14 protein-coding genes are annotated in these 16,667 nt (G+C 63.3%); 2 read left to right on the forward strand and 12 right to left on the reverse strand.

Features of this window, described 5'->3' with window-relative positions:
• The first annotated feature begins 84 nt into the window (after positions 1-84).
• Both QBK88_RS01530 and QBK88_RS01535 read left to right on the forward strand, forming a co-directional pair.
• The gene (locus QBK88_RS01530) at positions 85-1,863 is read left to right on the forward strand and encodes an acyl-CoA dehydrogenase C-terminal domain-containing protein (protein ID WP_277960628.1); all 1,779 of its coding nucleotides are present in this window, start codon (positions 85-87) and stop codon (positions 1,861-1,863) included.
• 362 nt (positions 1,864-2,225) lie between these two features.
• On the forward strand, positions 2,226-2,384 hold the full coding sequence (locus tag QBK88_RS01535; protein ID WP_003228885.1) for a YqaE/Pmp3 family membrane protein: 159 nt from the start codon (positions 2,226-2,228) through the stop codon (positions 2,382-2,384).
• 259 nt (positions 2,385-2,643) lie between these two features.
• On the opposite strand, the gene QBK88_RS01540 is transcribed toward QBK88_RS01535, so the two are convergent.
• The 12 genes from QBK88_RS01540 to QBK88_RS01595 all read right to left on the reverse strand — a co-directional run bounded on the left by QBK88_RS01540 (position 2,644) and on the right by QBK88_RS01595 (position 16,666).
• Positions 2,644-4,479 carry an alpha/beta hydrolase family protein gene (locus tag QBK88_RS01540; protein WP_277960629.1) on the reverse strand — a complete coding sequence of 612 codons (1,836 nt, stop codon included), beginning with the start codon at positions 4,477-4,479 and terminating at the stop codon, positions 2,644-2,646.
• On the reverse strand, positions 4,445-5,605 hold the full coding sequence (gene pqqE / locus QBK88_RS01545; RefSeq protein WP_268147712.1) for a pyrroloquinoline quinone biosynthesis protein PqqE: 1,161 nt from the start codon (positions 5,603-5,605) through the stop codon (positions 4,445-4,447). The genes QBK88_RS01540 and pqqE overlap by 35 nt, the downstream gene beginning before the upstream one ends.
• Entirely contained in the window at positions 5,577-5,852 is a 276-nt protein-coding gene (gene pqqD / locus QBK88_RS01550; RefSeq protein WP_268147714.1) for a pyrroloquinoline quinone biosynthesis peptide chaperone PqqD, read from the reverse strand. Before pqqD ends, pqqE begins: the two co-directional genes overlap by 29 nt.
• Positions 5,849-6,604, reverse strand: a complete 756-nt coding sequence (pqqC, locus tag QBK88_RS01555; RefSeq protein ID WP_158154975.1) for a pyrroloquinoline-quinone synthase PqqC — start codon at positions 6,602-6,604, stop codon at positions 5,849-5,851. Before pqqC ends, pqqD begins: the two co-directional genes overlap by 4 nt.
• 10 nt (positions 6,605-6,614) lie before the next feature.
• Entirely contained in the window at positions 6,615-7,526 is a 912-nt protein-coding gene (gene pqqB / locus QBK88_RS01560; protein WP_277960630.1) for a pyrroloquinoline quinone biosynthesis protein PqqB, read from the reverse strand.
• 69 nt (positions 7,527-7,595) lie between these two features.
• Positions 7,596-7,667 (reverse strand): pyrroloquinoline quinone precursor peptide PqqA, encoded by a 72-nt coding sequence (pqqA, locus tag QBK88_RS01565; protein WP_008365141.1) that lies wholly within the window; start codon positions 7,665-7,667, stop codon positions 7,596-7,598.
• Positions 7,668-7,839: 172 nt separating this feature from the next.
• A complete protein-coding gene (pqqF, locus tag QBK88_RS01570) occupies positions 7,840-10,293 on the reverse strand; it encodes a pyrroloquinoline quinone biosynthesis protein PqqF (protein WP_277960631.1) in 2,454 nt (817 codons plus the stop codon).
• A gap of 121 nt (positions 10,294-10,414) precedes the next feature.
• Complete coding sequence (locus tag QBK88_RS01575) at positions 10,415-11,494, reverse strand: polysaccharide biosynthesis/export family protein (protein ID WP_277960632.1); 1,080 nt, start codon at positions 11,492-11,494, stop codon at positions 10,415-10,417.
• A 53-nt stretch (positions 11,495-11,547) separates the two neighbouring features.
• On the reverse strand, positions 11,548-12,960 hold the full coding sequence (locus QBK88_RS01580; protein ID WP_268147723.1) for an undecaprenyl-phosphate glucose phosphotransferase: 1,413 nt from the start codon (positions 12,958-12,960) through the stop codon (positions 11,548-11,550).
• Between the two features lie 15 nt (positions 12,961-12,975).
• Complete coding sequence (locus QBK88_RS01585; RefSeq protein ID WP_268147725.1) at positions 12,976-14,178, reverse strand: glycosyltransferase family 4 protein; 1,203 nt, start codon at positions 14,176-14,178, stop codon at positions 12,976-12,978.
• 42 nt (positions 14,179-14,220) lie between these two features.
• Positions 14,221-15,327, reverse strand: a complete 1,107-nt coding sequence (locus QBK88_RS01590; protein WP_277960633.1) for a glycosyltransferase family 4 protein — start codon at positions 15,325-15,327, stop codon at positions 14,221-14,223.
• Positions 15,328-15,358: 31 nt separating this feature from the next.
• Positions 15,359-16,666 (reverse strand): hypothetical protein, encoded by a 1,308-nt coding sequence (locus QBK88_RS01595; protein WP_277960634.1) that lies wholly within the window; start codon positions 16,664-16,666, stop codon positions 15,359-15,361.
• Position 16,667: the final 1 nt, after the last annotated feature.

Here is a 16,667-nt window from a genome sequence, read left to right on the forward strand (position 1 = left end):
TCACATGACGACCCTATGTGTCGCAAAAGTTGTTGGGTTACACTGGATTCATCCTCTGTCCCAACTCCTTTTTGCGAGGTTGCCATGGCTGACTACAAAGCGCCCCTGCGCGATATGCGCTTCGTCCTCAATGAAGTTTTCGATGTCGCCAGCCTCTGGGCTCAGCTACCGGGCCTGGCCGAAGTAGCCGACGCCGAGACGGTCGAGGCAATCCTCGAAGAGGCCGGCAAGGTGACCAGCCGCAGCATCGCGCCCCTGAACCGCGCCTCCGATGAAGAGGGTTGCCACTGGAAAGACACCGTGGTAACCACCCCCACCGGTTTTCCCCAGGCGTACCAGACGTACGCCGAAGGCGGCTGGGTGGGCGTGGGCGGCGACCCGCAATATGGCGGCATGGGGATGCCCAAGGCGGTGTCCGCCCAGGTCGAGGAAATGGTCAACTCCAGCAGCCTGGCTTTCGGCCTGTACCCGATGCTGACGGCCGGCGCCTGCCTCTCGCTCAACGCTCATGCCAGTGAAGAACTCAAGGCCACCTACCTGCCCAACATGTACGCCGGCACCTGGGCCGGTTCCATGTGCCTGACAGAGGCCCACGCCGGTACCGACCTGGGCATCATCCGCACCCGGGCCGAGCCCCAGGCCGACGGTAGCTACAAGGTCAGCGGCACCAAGATCTTCATCACCGGCGGCGAGCACGACCTCACCGAGAACATCATTCACCTGGTACTGGCCAAGCTGCCGGACGCCCCGGCCGGGCCCAAGGGCATTTCGCTGTTCCTGGTGCCCAAGTTCATGGTCAACGCCGATGGCAGCCTGGGTCAGCGCAACAGCGTGAGCTGCGGTTCCATCGAGCACAAGATGGGCATCCAGGCGTCGGCCACCTGCGTGATGAATTTCGACGCCGCGGTCGGTTACCTGGTCGGCGAGGCGAACAAAGGCCTGGCGGCCATGTTCACCATGATGAATTACGAGCGTCTGGGCGTTGGCATCCAGGGCCTGGCCTCGGCCGAGCGCTCGTATCAGAATGCCGTCGAATACGCCCGCGACCGCCTGCAAAGCCGTTCGCCCACTGGCCCGAAAGCCAAGGACAAGGTCGCCGACCCGATCATCGTGCACCCTGACGTGCGCCGCATGCTGTTGACCATGAAGGCCTGCAACGAAGGCGGCCGGGCTTTCTCCACCTATGTGGCCATGCAACTGGACACCGCCAAATACAGCGAAGACCCGGCCACGCGCAAGCGTGCCGAGGACCTGGTAGCGCTGCTGACGCCGGTGGCCAAGGCGTTCCTGACCGACCTGGGCCTCGAAACCACAGTTCATGGCCAGCAGGTGTTCGGCGGCCACGGGTTTATCCGCGAGTGGGGCCAGGAGCAACTGGTGCGTGACGTGCGCATTACCCAGATCTACGAGGGCACCAACGGTATTCAGGCCCTGGACCTGGTCGGGCGCAAGGTCATCGGCAGCGGCGGCGCGTTCTATCAGTTGTTCGCCGATGAGATTCGTCACTTCATCCAGACTGCGGCCCCGCAGTTGCGCGAGTTCACCCAGCCGCTGGCCGCTGCGCTGGGCAACCTCGACGACCTCACTGCCTGGCTGCTGGACCGGGTGAAAAATGACCCCAACGAGATCGGCGCGGCATCGGTGGAATACCTGCATGTGTTTGGGTATACCGCCTACGCCTACATGTGGGCGCTGATGGCCAAGGCGGCACTGGGCAAGGAGGGGCAGGAGGATTTCTATGCGAGCAAACTGGGTACTGCCCGCTTCTATTTCGCCCGCCTGTTGCCGCGCATTCATTCGCTGACCGCGTCGGTGAAGGCAGGCAGCGAATCGCTGTTCCTGCTGGACGCGGAGCAGTTCTAAAATGTAAGCATTTTCCTACATTGCGTGGCGGTGTTCGGCGATACCGGCAGGCTGGATCCATGGGTACTATTGCTCCATGGACGTCGCGCAGGAAGCGCCAAGCAGAACACGGACACGTAAGGAACCCGCCACAGGACGGTGGGCCGAAATGGATGTCAGGATACAGACTGAAAAACCTCGCTCAGGCGGGGTTTTCTTTTGCCCTGAATAAATGCCTCGTAGCAGCGGACCGTGGCAACCCTGTGGGACCGGGCGAAGCTCGGGAAGGGGCCCGCCAGCCCCACACCGCCAACGCTGGAATTCGGTGGAACGACTTCGGTAGCAGTGATGTCAATCAGGTATCAATCTCCAGGAGCCGTACCATGGACTTCATCCGCATCATCATCGCCATTCTGTTGCCACCGCTGGGCGTTTTCCTGCAAGTCGGTTTTGGCGGGGCGTTCTGGCTCAACATCCTGCTGACCCTGTGCGGCTACATCCCCGGAATCGTGCATGCGGTTTACATCATCGCCAAACGTTAATCATTGGAGGGCCAGGAAAGGGCCCACCTAAATCCAGGACCGGCCTGACATACAGCTTCAGTCAGTTCAAATAGGCTTCTTTCTTCTTTGAGATCGAGGCCTATTATGTTTGCGCCAGCCCTAGGCTCTGTACGAAATGCCAACTCGGCCATGCTGCGTTGAAAACAGGCTCGGAATGCTCATTTACAACACGTAAACTCCGCTTCCTCGCCTGTTTTCGCCTTGCCTTGCCTTCGCTGGAATACATTTCATACAGACCCTAGGCTTCGATCACCCGTCTGTAAAACCCCCACTCCTGTTCCAGGGCATGCGCCAGGTTCGCCGCCTGGCGGAAGCCATGGCGTTCTTCAGGGTAGAAGTGCGCTTCAGCCGCAAGGCCGTTGTCGTGCAGGGCCTTGAGCATGTCGCGGGTTTGCTGGGGGACCACCACGGCATCCAGTTCGCCCTGGAAGAAGATGACCGGGGCCTTGATGTTGCTGGCGTGAAACAGCGGCGTGCGCTCGCGATAGCGGGCTTCGTCACGTTGCGGGTCGCCGATCAGCCAGTCCAGGTAGTCGCCTTCGAACTTGTGGGTGGCCTTGGCCAGGGCCAGCGGGTCGCTGACGCCATACAGGCTGGCGCCTGCGCGGAACACATCGTGGAACGCCAGCGCGCACAGGGTGGTGTAGCCACCGGCGCTGCCGCCGCGGATGAACGCCTGGTCTGGATTGATCAGGCCGCGATCCGCCAGGTGGCTGACCACTGCGCAGGCGTCTTCCACGTCGGCTTCACCCCAACGCAGGTGCAGGGCCTGGCGGTAAGCACGGCCGTGGCTGCTGCTGCCACGGTAGTTGAGGTCGGCCACGGCGAAGCCGCGCTGGGCCCAGTACTGGATGCGCGGGTCGAATACCGGATAGCAGGCCGACGTCGGGCCGCCGTGGATGAACACTACCAGGGGTGGCTGGCTATCGCCGTTCATGGCCGGGTAGAAGAAACCGTGGGCATGGCCGTCGCCACTGGCATAGCGCAGCGGTTGCGGGCGGCTGACCTGGTCGGCGGGCAATGGCAGCACGCCACCGGCCAGGATACGTGCCTGGCGGCTGTGCCGGTCGATGGCAACCACGGCAGGCGGGCAGGTGGCCGAAGCTGCAATGGCATAAAGGCTGTTGTCATCCAGCGCCAGGCTGCGGAAACGGGTGTATTCACCGCTGTAGTCCTCGACCTGCCCGCCACGCGCGCAAATGCCCAGCCGCGCAAAACCATCGTCGAACCAGGTGGCCAGGAAGCGCTCGTCAGGAAGTGGCAGCCAGGTACATGCACCCAGTTGCCACGGGGCGCCGGCATGGTCGGCGAGCTGCGCAGGCAACGCAGCCCAGCCGTGGTCCGTCTCGGCCCACGGTTGCCAGTAGCCATCGAGGTCAGACAGGCAGTGCAACCGCCCCTGGGTGTCGAAGCGCGGCTGTTGCAGGGACTGCTCAGCGGCACTGTTCACCTGAAGCGGGGTGCTCCATTCGCCAGGCGCCAGCCGCCGGGCGGTCAGCAGGCGGGTGCTGGTCCAGGGTTGATGAGGCCGGCTCCATTCGATCCAGGCCAGGCGCTGGCCATCGTCGCTCAAGGTCGGGGAGGCATAGAAATCGGCGCCTTCGGCCAGCACCTGGCGCTGGCCATCAGCCAAGGCGATGCTGACCAGGCGGTGCACTACCTGCTCGGGTTCGTGACTTTCTTCCACAGCCAGGACACGCTCACCGGCCGGCTGCACATCGCCGTAGCGGTACTGGCCGACCGTCAGCGGGCGCGGGGCAGTGCCGTCGGTTGCCTGGGCGTAGAGCTGCTGGTCGCTTTCATTGACGAACACCAACCCGTCACCTGCCAGGCAAAATGACCCACCACCGTATTCATACACGCGGCTGCGTACGCTGAAACCGTCGGGCGTCAGGCAGCGGGCCTGGCCGGCGTGCCAGTGCCAGATACGGCAGGCGGCGTCCTGGGGGCGGAATTCGTTCCAGAACAGGCCGGCCGGCCCGACTTTCAGTTCGGCGAAATCGGTACCGGCGGCCACGGCCTGGGCGGCGCTGAACAGGTCAGGCTTTTGCGATGATTCTCGAGTTTCGTTCATTTCGGAAGGCCAGTTGTTCGATCGTCTGAGTGGCAGTCTCGGATTCTTCGCGGGCCTTGAGAATGATCCCGTGGTCCGCGGATTTGCTGCACACAGGGTCGGCATTACTGGCATCGCCGGTCAGCATGAATGCCTGGCAACGACAGCCACCGAAGTCCTTTTCTTTCTCGTCGCAGGAGCGGCACGGCTCGGGCATCCAATCATAGCCACGGAAGCGATTGAAACCGAAAGACTCGTACCAGATGTGCTGCATGCTGTGCTCACGCACATTGGGAAACTGGATCGGCATTTGTCGGGCGCCGTGGCAGGGCAACGCGGTGCCGTCCGGGGTCACCGTGAGGAAGATGCTGCCCCAGCCGTTCATGCAGGCCTTGGGGCGCTCCTCGTAGTAATCCGGGGTGACAAAGATCAGCTTGCAGGGGTTACCTTCGGCCGCCAGCTTTTCCCGGTATTCATTGGTGATGCGTTCGGCCCGCACCAGCTGTTCCTTGGTGGGCAGCAAGCCCAGCCGGTTGAGTTCGGCCCAGCCGTAGAACTGGCAGGTGGCGAGCTCGACGAAGTCGGCTTCCAGGGCAATGCACAGCTCGATGATGCGGTCGATCTTGTCGATGTTGTGCCGGTGGGTAACGAAGTTCAGCACCATGGGGTAGCCATGGGCTTTCACGGCGCGGGCCATCTCAAGCTTCTGTTTGAAGGCTTTTTTCGAACCGGCCAGCAGGTTGTTCACCTGCTCGTCGCTGGCCTGGAAGCTGATCTGGATATGGTCCAGGCCCGCGGTCTTGAAGTCGGCGATCTTCTGTTCGGTCAGGCCGATGCCGGAGGTGATCAGGTTGGTGTAGAACCCCAGTTGCCGCGCCTCGTGAATCAGCTCGGCAAGGTCCTGGCGCACCAGCGGTTCGCCGCCGGAGAAACCGATCTGTGCAGCGCCCATTTCCCGGGCTTCACGAAATACCTTGAACCATTGCTCGGTCGTCAGCTCCTTGCCCTGGGCTGCGAAGTCCAGGGGGTTGGAGCAGTACGGGCACTGCAACGGGCAGCGGTAGGTCAGCTCGGCCAGCAGCCACAGGGGCAAGCCGACCGCAGGCTTGGCCGGCAGCTCAGGCAAGTTCGATCCAGTGCTCTGCACGAGCGACCTCCATGAATTGCTCGATGTCGGCACCGAGCTCGGGTACGCCGGGGAACTGCTTGTCCAGCTCGGCGATGATGGCGGCGACACTGCGCTGGCCATCGATCAGACCGCCAATGGCGCTGGCGCTGTCATTGAGCTTGATCATCCCTTCAGGATAGAGCAGTACGTGGCCTTTCTGCGCCGGTTCGTACTGGAAGCGATAGCCGGGGCGCCAGGTCGGGGTTTTGCTGCGGTCGAAACTCATAAGGCTATCCCCTTGTGCCAGACACGCTGGTCGGTAACGCTGTGATAGGGCGGGCGGTTCAGTTCGTACGCCATGGTCATGGCATCGAGCATGGTCCACAGAATGTCCAGTTTGAACTGCAGAATTTCCAGCATGCGCTGCTGGCCTTCAGCCGTGGTGTAGTGTTGCAGCGTGATGGCCAGGCCATGCTCCACATCACGACGGGCCTGGCCCAGGCGGGTGCGGAAGTATTCGTAGCCGGCCGGGTCGATCCACGGGTAGTGCTGCGGCCAGCTGTCCAGGCGCGACTGGTGGATCTGTGGCGCGAACAGCTCGGTCAGCGAGCTGCTGGCCGCTTCCTGCCAACTGGCACGGCGAGCGAAGTTGACGTAGGCGTCCACGGCAAAGCGTACGCCCGGTAACACCAGTTCCTGGGAGCGCAGCTGGTCGGGGTCCAGGCCCACGGCCTGGCCCAGGCGCAGCCAGGCTTCGATACCGCCGTCTTCACCCGGGGCGCCGTCGTGGTCCAGCAGGCGCTGAATCCACTCGCGGCGTACCTCGCGGTCCGGGCAGTTGGCCAAAATCGCCGCATCCTTCATGGGGATGTTGACCTGGTAGTAGAACCGGTTGGCCACCCAGCCCTGGATCTGCTCGCGGGTGGCGCGGCCTTCGTACATCGCCACGTGGTACGGGTGGTAGATGTGGTAATAGGCGCCCTTGGCCCGCAGGGCCTGCTCGAATTCGGCGGGGGACATTGCCTTGGTGTCAGTCATGCTCACACTCCTACAGCTCGATACTCATGCCGTCGTAGGCCACTTCGACGCCACGACGGACCACTTCGGCGCGCTCGGGCGAGTCTTCGTCGAGGATCGGGTTGGTGTTGTTGATGTGGATCAGCACCTTGCGCGGCTTGCTCAAGCCGTCCAGCACCTCCAGCATGCCGCCGGGGCCGTTCTGGCACAGGTGGCCCATTTCGCGGCCGGTACGGGTACCGACGCCACGGCGTTGCATTTCATCGTCATCCCACAGCGTGCCGTCCACCAGCAGGCAGTCGGCGTCGGCCATGTGGCCCAGCAGGGTGTCATCCACCTGGCCCAGGCCGGGGGCATAGAACAGTTTGCCGCCGGTGCGCAGGTCCTCGACCCTCAGGCCCAGGTTATCGCCCGGGTGCGGGTCGAAGCGGTGCGGGGAATAGGGTGGCGCGGCGCTGCGCAGCGGGAACGGGGTGAAGCGCAGGTTCGGGCACGCCGGAATGGTGAAGCTGCCCTCCAGCTCGATGCGGTTCCATTGCAGGCCGCCGTTCCAGTGGCTGAGCATGTTGAACAGCGGGAAACCGGTGGTCAGGTCCTGGTGGACCATGTCGGTGCACCATACCTGGTGCGGGCAGCCTTCGCGCAGGCTGAGCAGGCCGGTGGTGTGGTCGATCTGGCTATCCAGCAGGACAATGGCGCTGATACCGGTGTCCCGCAGGGCCCGGGCCGGCTGCATGGGCGCGAAGCCTTGCAGCTGCGCGCGGATGTCCGGCGAGGCATTGCACAACACCCAGTGCACACCGTCGTCGGACAGCGCGATGGACGACTGGGTGCGCGCCCTGGCGTTCAGGGTGCCGTCGCGGTAGCCCTTGCAGTTGACGCAGTTGCAGTTCCACTGCGGGAAACCGCCACCGGCGGCGGAGCCTAGAATCTGGATGTACATGGCAGGCCTGTGTCTGACTTCAAAAATAAAAACGCCCCGGCTGACCGAGGCGCTGTACTGCGATAAAAATCAACGGCTGGCGAAGTACATGGTGACTTCAAAGCCGATGCGCAGGTCGGTGTAAGCAGGTTTGGTCCACATAGGATGACTCCTTCTGGGTGATGGATGGAAGTGGTGCCCTTACAACACATCAGAACCACCTCCGGGGGAGATGTTCGCAATGCTTAGGGCACTATCTTACTAAATTCCAGTGTACTGAAACGTTAAATTGCATTCACCAGGCTGAGAAAGCTCGTTACAGCCTGCGTAATGATCATTGCGCCACTTGCCAGTCGGTGTCCACCGCAGGCCCGTTGGCCAGGCACAACCAGCCAGCTTGAGCCTCCAGCAACTGTTGGGCCGCGCCGAGCAGCGTGTCGGTGCGCAGGCGGCCGAAGGCCTTGCGCAATTGGTCAATGAAATCGGACGAATGGCCCCCCAGCCGCGCTTGCCACAGGCTGTCCGCCGCGAGGCCCAGCTCCATGTCGGCCAGGCTGGTACGCGCGGCCAGGTCACGGCATTCGTTCGCCAGCGCAGGGCCCGAGCAGGCACGTATCAACCCGGGCAATGTGCGCAGGAAGGCCTGCAGATGGTCGAGGATATCGGCCATGGACGTGCTGGGCGATTGCACGCCGAACAGCAGCCCGGATCGGCCGGCTACCTGACGAAAGCCGCTGAACACCGCGTAGCCCAGTTGCAACTCCACCCGCATGCGCTGGTAGAACGCCGCCTGGCTGAGTTGGGCCAGCATTTGCCATGCGGCCTGGTCGATGATCTGGTCGCCCGCCGTGGGGCAGAACAGCAGCAGTGCCTGTTCATTGGAGTCGGTGGCTACCTGGCTCCAGGTGCGGCCGTGCAAAGGCAAGGGGGGCTGGCACAGGCCGGTGTCCGCGCGCCCCGGCATCTTCAGCAGTACCGTGTTCAGGGCTTCATTCACGTTCGGGCTCAGGCCCAGCGTCAGCCCATCCCAACGTGCTTCGCTCCACAAGCGCTGCAGCATGGCCGGTTGCAGGTGTTCAGCACGGCCGCGCTGCGGTGTCTGGTAGTAGCCCAGGCTGTGTTCGGGCAGACGCTGCAGCAGTTCGCGAATGGGGATAAGTGCTGGCGGGGCATTGAGCTGCCCGGCTTGGCGCCATACGTCGGGGGTGGGTTGAGTGAGGTTTTCCAGCGCCTGCTCTACCAGCGCGGGCAGTGGCTCCTGCACGCCGCACAGGCGCAGTTGCCAGTGGTCACCCAGGCTGCTGAAGGTCAGTTGGACCCCGGCCTGGCTGGCCTCCTCGCGCAGTTTCAGCAGGTTGTGCTCCAGCAACCGCCACAGCGCCGCGCGCTGCGCTGACTTCACCCGCCAGCGCAGGTACACACAGCCTTCATGGCTCGCCGGCTGCTGGCTATCGATGCTGTCGAGGCACGCAGGCCGTGCCACGGGCTGCGGGGGGCGGCGGCTGGGGCGAAGAAAGCGGTTACGCTGGGGCAGACGCCATTTCACCCCGGTGTCGCTGCGCACAGCGGCCAGCGGCTCATGCAGGATGGTGTCGCCGCGCAATTGACCCAGAATGGCCCTCAGCGCGGTCAGCGCCTCGGGTTCGAGCGCCAACGCGCTGCCTTTGCCGAAGTGTTCACTGTCGTGGCGCGCCAACTGCAGGGCCGTGCTGACCAGTTGGCGGCGCTGGCGCAACAGTTGGTATTCCTCGCGCAGCCCCTGCCAGTCGTCGTGTGACTGAAAGAAATCCAGCCAGTCCAGGCACAGCTCGGCGATCAGGCGCCGAGGCTGCTGCCCGGTAGCCGTGAGCTTGAACTCGATGTTGACGACCACCTGGCCGTCGAACTGGTACAACGGCGCAAGGCTGGCGGCTTCCACCAACTCCCGTCGTTGCAGTTCGGCCAGCAGGCCACCGGGTTGCGGTGAGGCCAGCCAAGTAGCCAGAAAATCCACGGCCGCGGCGCTGTCGCCGGGTATGTCCTGGCAAGCGAACACCAGGTTCAGGCGGGTTTCATCCTCCGGCGGTAGTGGCTGCCAGGGGGTATCGAGCAGTGGCGGGCAGGGCGCGCGCAGCTGTGGTTCGCCCTGGCGCAACTGGCTGCCGGCCTTGCTGGCCAGTGCTCGCAGCTCCTCCAGCGGTTGTGGACCTGCCAGGTTCAGGGTCATCTGCCCGGTATGGTAGAAACCCTGGTAGAAGGCCTGCAAATGCTGCTGGAACGCCTGGCGCGGTACCGGCAGGCTGTAGCGGTTACCGGCGTGGAAGGCCCGCAGCGGGTGGGTGGCCGACAAGGGGGCGGTCAGCCATTGCTGGTGGCGGGCCTGGGGGTCGCGCGACCAGGCGATGAACTCGGCATGCAGCACTTCCCGTTCGCGCAATTGGTACTCGCGGTCCAGGCGCGGCTGGGCGAGCATTTCGCACAGCCGCTCCAGGGCGCCAGGGAATGACTCCACGGGCAGTTCGCAGAAGAAATCAGTGGTGCGTTCGCGGGTGCTGGCGTTCAGTTGCCCGCCGTGGCGCTGGACGAACGGCATCAGCGCCTGTTCGTCGTGGTAGCGCGCGGTGCCGAGGAAGAACAGGTGCTCCAGAAAGTGCGCCAGCCCTGGCCAGGCCGGGTCCACATCATGGCTGCCGGCGCCGACGCGCAGGGCAGCGGCGGCGCGTTTGAGGCGCGGATCGTGACGCAACTGCACCCGCAGGCCGTTTTCCAGCACCAGCGAGGCGAATTCGGGGGGCGCTACATCCTGCATGACGGTTCCGTTGGCAAAGCGATATCAGGCTAATGCTAGCGGATCTTTGGCCGGGCATAACGCAAAAAAGCCCGCCGGACGGCCGGCGGGCTTTTTTGGGGTAGCGGTTGCTGGTTGCCACTCAGTTGCGGTTGAAGGCCGCGGTGGTGCCTACAACGGTGGCAGACGGCAGCAACTGGCTGATGAAACGGTTCCAGCGGGTGATGTTCGCTGGCCCCACGAAGACTACGTCGGAGGTGCGCAGGTCGAACTGGCGGGCCAGCAGGAACGCCGTGGGTTTCTTGGCGTTCAGGTAGAACACTGTGGCCGGCTGGCCATTGCCGTCCTGGGCGCCGCGGATCACGTAGATAGCCTCGGCATTGGCGGTTTCCTGGCTGATGCCGCCGGCGTTGCCCAGCGCTTCCATCAGGTTGAACGTACTGGTGCCGTAGTTCATGACCTGCGGTTTCTGTACTTCGCCCAGCACGTAGATCTTGTTGGCGTGGTCGTTGCCCAGGTGCAGTTGGTCGCCATCCTTCAGGTAGATTTCGTTGAGCCGGGAGTTGGTGCGGTTGAGGGTGTCGATGTCCATGACGTATTCATGGCCATCGCGTTTGAGTATCAGGTTGGCCAGGTTGGCATCCGAAGACTCGCCCCCCGCGCGGCTGATGGCGTCCACCAGGTTCAGCGGGATGTTGGTCAGCGACTGCGGGCCGGGATTTTTCACCGCCCCGGAGATGATGACCTTCTGGCTGTCATATTTCTGGATATTCACGTCCACCTGGGCGCCGGTCAGGTACTGCCCCAGGGCCTTCTGCAGGTTGGCGCGAAACTCCGGCACGGTCAGGCCACCGGCCTTGATCGAGTTGATATAGGGGTAGTACAGCGTGCCATCCAGGCGCACTACCCGGGCACTGGCCTCTACCTGGGTCTGGGCGCTCGGCGAGTTGAGCTCGGCGTGTTCCCATACGGTGATGATCAGGTTGTCGCCCGGGCCGATGCGGTAATCACCGGGCCGGTACCCCGTCAGGGTGGCGGGTACAGGCTGGGCCTGGTAGATGACTTTCTGCTGGTTGACGCTGGTGGACGTGATGGGCACCACGGTCACCGGCCCGGTGTCCTTGTCTTGCACATCGTCAGGGGTCATGTGTTGCCCGGGCGCGAATGCGCAGCCCTGGACCAATGCAGTGATGAGCAGTACACAGAGTAACGATCGCTTCATGGCAAAGTCTTCCTTGGAGAAAGCAGTTTTCTCCATCGATGGGTCTTGTAGGATCAAAAGGCGTTTTTATGGATAAAGCCCTTGAACAGGGTCAATGCGATGATTTTCAGGTCCAGCCACACAGACCAGTGTTCGATGTAGTCGAGGTCGAATTCGATGCGCTTCTGCATTTTGTCCAAGGTCGTGGTCTCCCCGCGCCATCCATTGACTTGCGCCCAGCCGGTAATGCCGGGCTTGACCTTATGCCGCAACATGTAGCAATTGACCTGCTTGCGGTACTGCTCGTTATGCGCCACTGCATGGGGGCGCGGGCCGACGATGGACATGTCGCCACGCAGCACGTTGAAGAACTGGGGCAACTCGTCCAGCGATGTCCGCCGCAGAAATGCCCCGAATGGGGTCACGCGACAGTCATTGCGACTGGCTTGACGGACTTCATGGCCATTTTCCTGGACCGTCATGCTGCGGAACTTCCAGACCATGATCGGTCGTCCATCTAAACCATAGCGCGTCTGGCGGAAAAGCACGGGCCCGCGCGAGGTGATTTTGATGCCCAGGGCGATCAGCACCATGGGCAGGGCGATGACCATGAGGATCAGGCTGCTGACGATCACGTCCTCGAAGCGTTTGACCAACTGGCTGGAGCCATCCATGGGGGTGTCGACCAGGCTGATGCTGGTCAGGCCGTTGATGCTCTCGCTGCGCGCATGCAGCAGGTCGAACATGAACACGTCAGGTATCAGGTACACCGAGGCGGTGGTGTCGCTCAGGCCCTTGACCAGGTTGCACAGCGACGGCTCGCAGCTCATGGCCAGGGTGATATAGACCTTGTCGATGCGCCCGGCTCGGGCATCGAGCACCAGCTGGTCCAGGCCCCCCAGCACCGGCAGGCGCTTGCCTGGTTCGTCCAGGGCCATTTGTTGCGGCTCGTCATCGTAGAACCCCAGCAGGTTCAGGCCCATCCAGGGTGCGGCCGTGATTGAGTAGGCCAGCCGCTCACCGATCTGCCCGGTGCCGACGATGGCCACCGTACGGGTATTGAAGCCCCGCCGGCGCAAGGCCTGCAACGTGCTGCGGATCAGCAGCCGGTAACCGCACAGGGCAAACAGCACCAGCGTGAACCAGGCCATGAGGCTGCGGTCGAGCACCACTTCAGAAGTATTGAAGCTGTAGTCGATCAGCAGCAGGCAGCAGAACGTCAGGGCCCAGTAGTTGAAGACGCGCAGCAGTTCACGTGTGACCCGCTCGCCGCGCCAGGAGCCATACAGCTGGTGGTATTCGGCGAGCCAGTGGAACACCAGCACGATCGCCATCAGCCGGCCCCAGGTGTCGCTGTTGTGCAGCGTGCCGGACATCCAGTTGAACCACAGGGTGCAAGCCACTATCAGGGCGATGTCCAATGCCCGGTGGGCCAGTGAAAGCGCCGATTGGTGGGCCTGCAGGATACCTTTCAACGGTCTTGCCATAGCAATGCTCCCCGATCACAAAGGTTTGGCGCCGACGGCCAATGACGGTGCCAGGCTCAGGCGTGGCGTGCTGGCCAGTTGGGGCACCGGCACGGGCGGGTGTTCCTGGTTCCAGCGGCTTTCCACGAACTGGCGCATCTCGCGCTCGAAGCGTTGCTCGGAGAAGCGCTCGGCGTTTTCGCGACAGGCCTGGGGCGTGATGCGGTGGGCATTGCACTCGAACTCGCGCACGCCCTCGATGATCGCGGCCACGCTTTGCTGGTGGTAGAACACCCCGGTGGGTTGCTCGTGGTCCAGCCCATGCACGGTTTCCAGGGTGCCACCGCGCCCGAAGGCAATCACTGGCGTACCGCAGGCCTGGGCCTCCACCGGGCTGATGCCGAAGTCTTCCTCGGCGGCGAAGACAAAACCCTTGGCGTTGCGCAGGTATTCACGCAGGGCACTGAAGGGCTGGTAGCCCAGCAGCGTGACGTTGGTGGCCCCCAGGGCCTGGCACTTCTCCATTTCGGGGCCGTCGCCGATCACGATCAGGTGCTTGTCCGGCATCGCCCGGAACGCCTCGACGATCATCGGCACGCGCTTGTAGGGCACCATGCGCGAGGTGGTCAGGTAATACTCTTGCTTGATGGGCTGCAGGTCGAAACCGTGGGTATCCACCGGGGGGTAGATCACCGTGGAATGGCGTCGGTAAGCCTTGTCGATACGCCGGCCGATGAATTGCGAATTGGCGATGAACTCGTCCACCGCGGCTGCGGTGCGTTGGTCCCACATGCGCATGTAATGCAGGACCATGCGCGCTACCTTGCTTTTGAGGCCGTGCTTGAGCCCGGCTTCGTTCAGGTATTGATGCTGCAGGTCCCAGGCATAGCGGATAGGCGAGTGCACGTAGCTGATGTGCAACTGGTCGGGGCCGGTGAGCACGCCCTTGGCCACGGCATGGCTGCTGGAAATGACCAGGTCGTAGCCCGAGAGGTCCAACTGCTCGATGGCCAGGGGCATCAGCGGCAGGTACTGCTGGTAGCGGGTGCGGGCCTTGGGCAAGTGCTGGATGAAGGTGGTCTGGGCGTGCTTGCCGCCCAGGTGGGCGCGGTCTTCATCGCTGAGGAAGTCGATGACCGAGAACAGGTCGGCCTCGGGCCAGATCTTCAGCAGGGCCGAAAGCACGCGCTCGGCCCCTGCGTAAGTCACCAGCCAGTCATGGATGATTGCGATTTTCATAGTGCCACCACGTGTTGTTATGGCGGGCGCTGGGCCCGGCGGTTATTTGGGGATGCTGGCATTGAACGGAAGTGTGGCGCGGCTGGGAGGCTGCTCGGCCAGCAGGGCGTCGATGCGGTCACTGATCAGCCCCGCCGAGTGGTCCCAGTCGAAGCGCGAAACGTTGTGCAGCCCCAAGGTGCGCAACTGCTGGCGGATGCACTGGTTGGTCAGTGCCAGGTGCATGGCCTGGGTGATGTGCTCCACGTCCAGCGGGTCGAAGTACAGCGCGCTGGACTGCAGCACTTCAGGCATCGACGCGGCATTGGCGGCCAGCACCGGGCAGCCACAGGCCTGGGCTTCCAGGGGAGGGATGCCGAAGCCCTCGTACAGCGAGGGGAACACGAACGCGGCGGCGCCCTGGTATTGGGTGATCAGTTCCTGGTCGCTGAGGCGGCCCAGGAAACGGATACGGGTATCGCTGTTGGCGAGGTTTTCCAGGTGGGGGTCGGAGAAAATGGCATTGGCCGCCCCAACGATGCGCAGTTGCACGCGGCCATGGCCCTTGAGTTGCAGAAACCCCTGGATCATGCGCGCGAAGTTCTTGTGCGCGCTGGGCGACGATACCGCCAGCAGGTAACCGCCTCGCGGCTGTACCGGTGGGCCAGGCTGGAACTCGTCGCCCACGGCGTTGGGCACCACCATGATGCGGTCCTTGGGAAACCCGTAGTGGTCGCTGATTTCCGTGCGGGAGAACTCGCTGACCGTGATCAGGGTTTTCAGGTTGCGCAGCAGCAGCGGTGTCATCAGCTGGTAGCTGGTGCGAAAGGCCCAGGAGTAGCTTTCCGGGTGGCGCACGTAGGTAATGTCGTGGTGGGTCGCTATCTGGTTGCGGTACAGCAAGGGCCCGGTGCCACCCAGGGAAAGCAGCAGCGGCGAGCCATGGCGATGCAGGTAACGGGGAAGGTCCAACTGTTCCCACAGGTGGCCACTGCGTTTGCCCACGGTCTGTACGTTCAGGCGCCGGGCGCTGTCGTGCATCTGGATACGGTCGGGGCAGACGAATACCAGGTCCGAGCGCCTTGCCTGCAATGCCAGGCTGATCTGCTCGGCGAAACGCTGCACGCCACGCAATTCCTGGGTCAGAAAGCGAGCATTGATAACTACCATCGGTTCGTCCTTCAAGGCGTGGCCTTGCTGCTCAGCGGGTGAATAGCCAGCTGGCGTCGCCCAGGCTGATGATTCGGGGAAAATCGTCCAGGGTGATCACCGTGGTGCAGTGTTCTTCTTCGGCCTTGGGGCATTGCCATTGGCCGGTGGCGGTGCGGCCGCGTTCGGGGTGATGGGTGTCGACCATCTGTACTGGCCCCTGCTGGCGGCCGTTGGCCTCGATCTTCACCTGGCGGGGGTCGCCCACCGCCCAGGCCACCAGCACCTGCTCATCGCCCTTGGTGAAATTGAGCAAGTACAACTCGTCGGTTTGCAGGCTCTTCAGGCTGTCGTATTGGTACTGCGCCAGAAACGGCGCGATGGCCTTGAGCACCCGGTAGGCCGGCTTGGGCTCCAGGCCCGGCCTGAGCAGGCCGAAATGGTGTTCGCGTTCGTCCGGGTCCACGCCGTCATCCACCAGGTCGTACCACCACATGCCCTTGATGTTGGGGCGTGTCTTGGCCAGGAAGTACGCCCTGGCCAGGAACTTGGCCTGCGTGGGCTCGTCCACCCCGCAGGTTTTTTCGCTCGAGGTGGGCCAGCTCATTTCCGTGAGGTACAGCGGTACCGGCTTTCCCGCCAGGCGCGTCAGGCGCTGGTCGATGCTGGACAGCCACTTGATCCAGCTCTCCGGTGTCTTGCCCTGTTTGCCGGCGCAGTGCACATAGGGGTGCAATGACAGGCCGTCGACCTGATCGGCCAGGCCGGCCTGGACCAAGCGGTCAGCGAAGCCCTTGTTCAGCCCGTCGCTGGTGATGGCACCGGCCAGCACCTTCGCCTTCGGGTCATTGCGTTGAATCTGCTGGCGGGTGAGTTTGACCAGGCTGGCATAGTCATCACTGACGGCCCGGTCGCCGGGCCCGGCCTGGTCCCATTCATTCCAGACCTCGTAGAAGTTGACCGTGCCGGCCAACGCCCGGGTCACGAAATCCACGTAATTGGCAAAGGCGGTGCTGACCATGGGCGAACGTGGCAGCGCGTTGTTGTCGTAGAACTGGTTGCCGTAATCGAGCACCACCACGTTGCCCAGCTTCCTGGCCTCGCGCGCCTCCTGGTAAGCGCGCCAGCTGGCAGGTACCTGCAGGGTGCCCGGCTGCAGTTCCACGCGGGCCCAGTAGGCGTCTTCGCGCAAGGAGCCGATACCCGCTTCGCTGGCCAGCTGGAACTGGTGCGCAAGCTGCGGCGAACCATCCATCACATGGGTTGCGGTGCCGATGATGAAAGGTTCGTTGGCCGCCTGCGCGCCCGGAGTGAAGAAGCCCTGCAGCAGCACGGCCAGGCAAGGTAGCAGTTTGCGCATA

The organism is Pseudomonas sp. RIT-To-2 (assembly GCF_029623465.1).
In the GTDB taxonomy this organism is placed as follows: domain Bacteria; phylum Pseudomonadota; class Gammaproteobacteria; order Pseudomonadales; family Pseudomonadaceae; genus Aquipseudomonas; species Aquipseudomonas silvicola.

Coding starts and splice junctions, on each gene's coding strand:
- QBK88_RS01590 (WP_277960633.1), bottom strand. CDS start 15,327: ATGGTAGTTATCAATGCTCGCTTTCTGACCCAGGAATTGCGTGGCGTG.
- QBK88_RS01595 (WP_277960634.1), bottom strand. CDS start 16,666: ATGCGCAAACTGCTACCTTGCCTGGCCGTGCTGCTGCAGGGCTTCTTC.
- QBK88_RS01530 (WP_277960628.1), top strand. CDS start 85: ATGGCTGACTACAAAGCGCCCCTGCGCGATATGCGCTTCGTCCTCAAT.
- QBK88_RS01535 (WP_003228885.1), top strand. CDS start 2,226: ATGGACTTCATCCGCATCATCATCGCCATTCTGTTGCCACCGCTGGGC.
- pqqF (WP_277960631.1), bottom strand. CDS start 10,293: ATGCAGGATGTAGCGCCCCCCGAATTCGCCTCGCTGGTGCTGGAAAAC.
- QBK88_RS01540 (WP_277960629.1), bottom strand. CDS start 4,479: ATGAACGAAACTCGAGAATCATCGCAAAAGCCTGACCTGTTCAGCGCC.
- pqqB (WP_277960630.1), bottom strand. CDS start 7,526: ATGTACATCCAGATTCTAGGCTCCGCCGCCGGTGGCGGTTTCCCGCAG.
- QBK88_RS01585 (WP_268147725.1), bottom strand. CDS start 14,178: ATGAAAATCGCAATCATCCATGACTGGCTGGTGACTTACGCAGGGGCC.
- pqqD (WP_268147714.1), bottom strand. CDS start 5,852: ATGAGTTTCGACCGCAGCAAAACCCCGACCTGGCGCCCCGGCTATCGC.
- QBK88_RS01575 (WP_277960632.1), bottom strand. CDS start 11,494: ATGAAGCGATCGTTACTCTGTGTACTGCTCATCACTGCATTGGTCCAG.
- pqqC (WP_158154975.1), bottom strand. CDS start 6,604: ATGACTGACACCAAGGCAATGTCCCCCGCCGAATTCGAGCAGGCCCTG.
- QBK88_RS01580 (WP_268147723.1), bottom strand. CDS start 12,960: ATGGCAAGACCGTTGAAAGGTATCCTGCAGGCCCACCAATCGGCGCTT.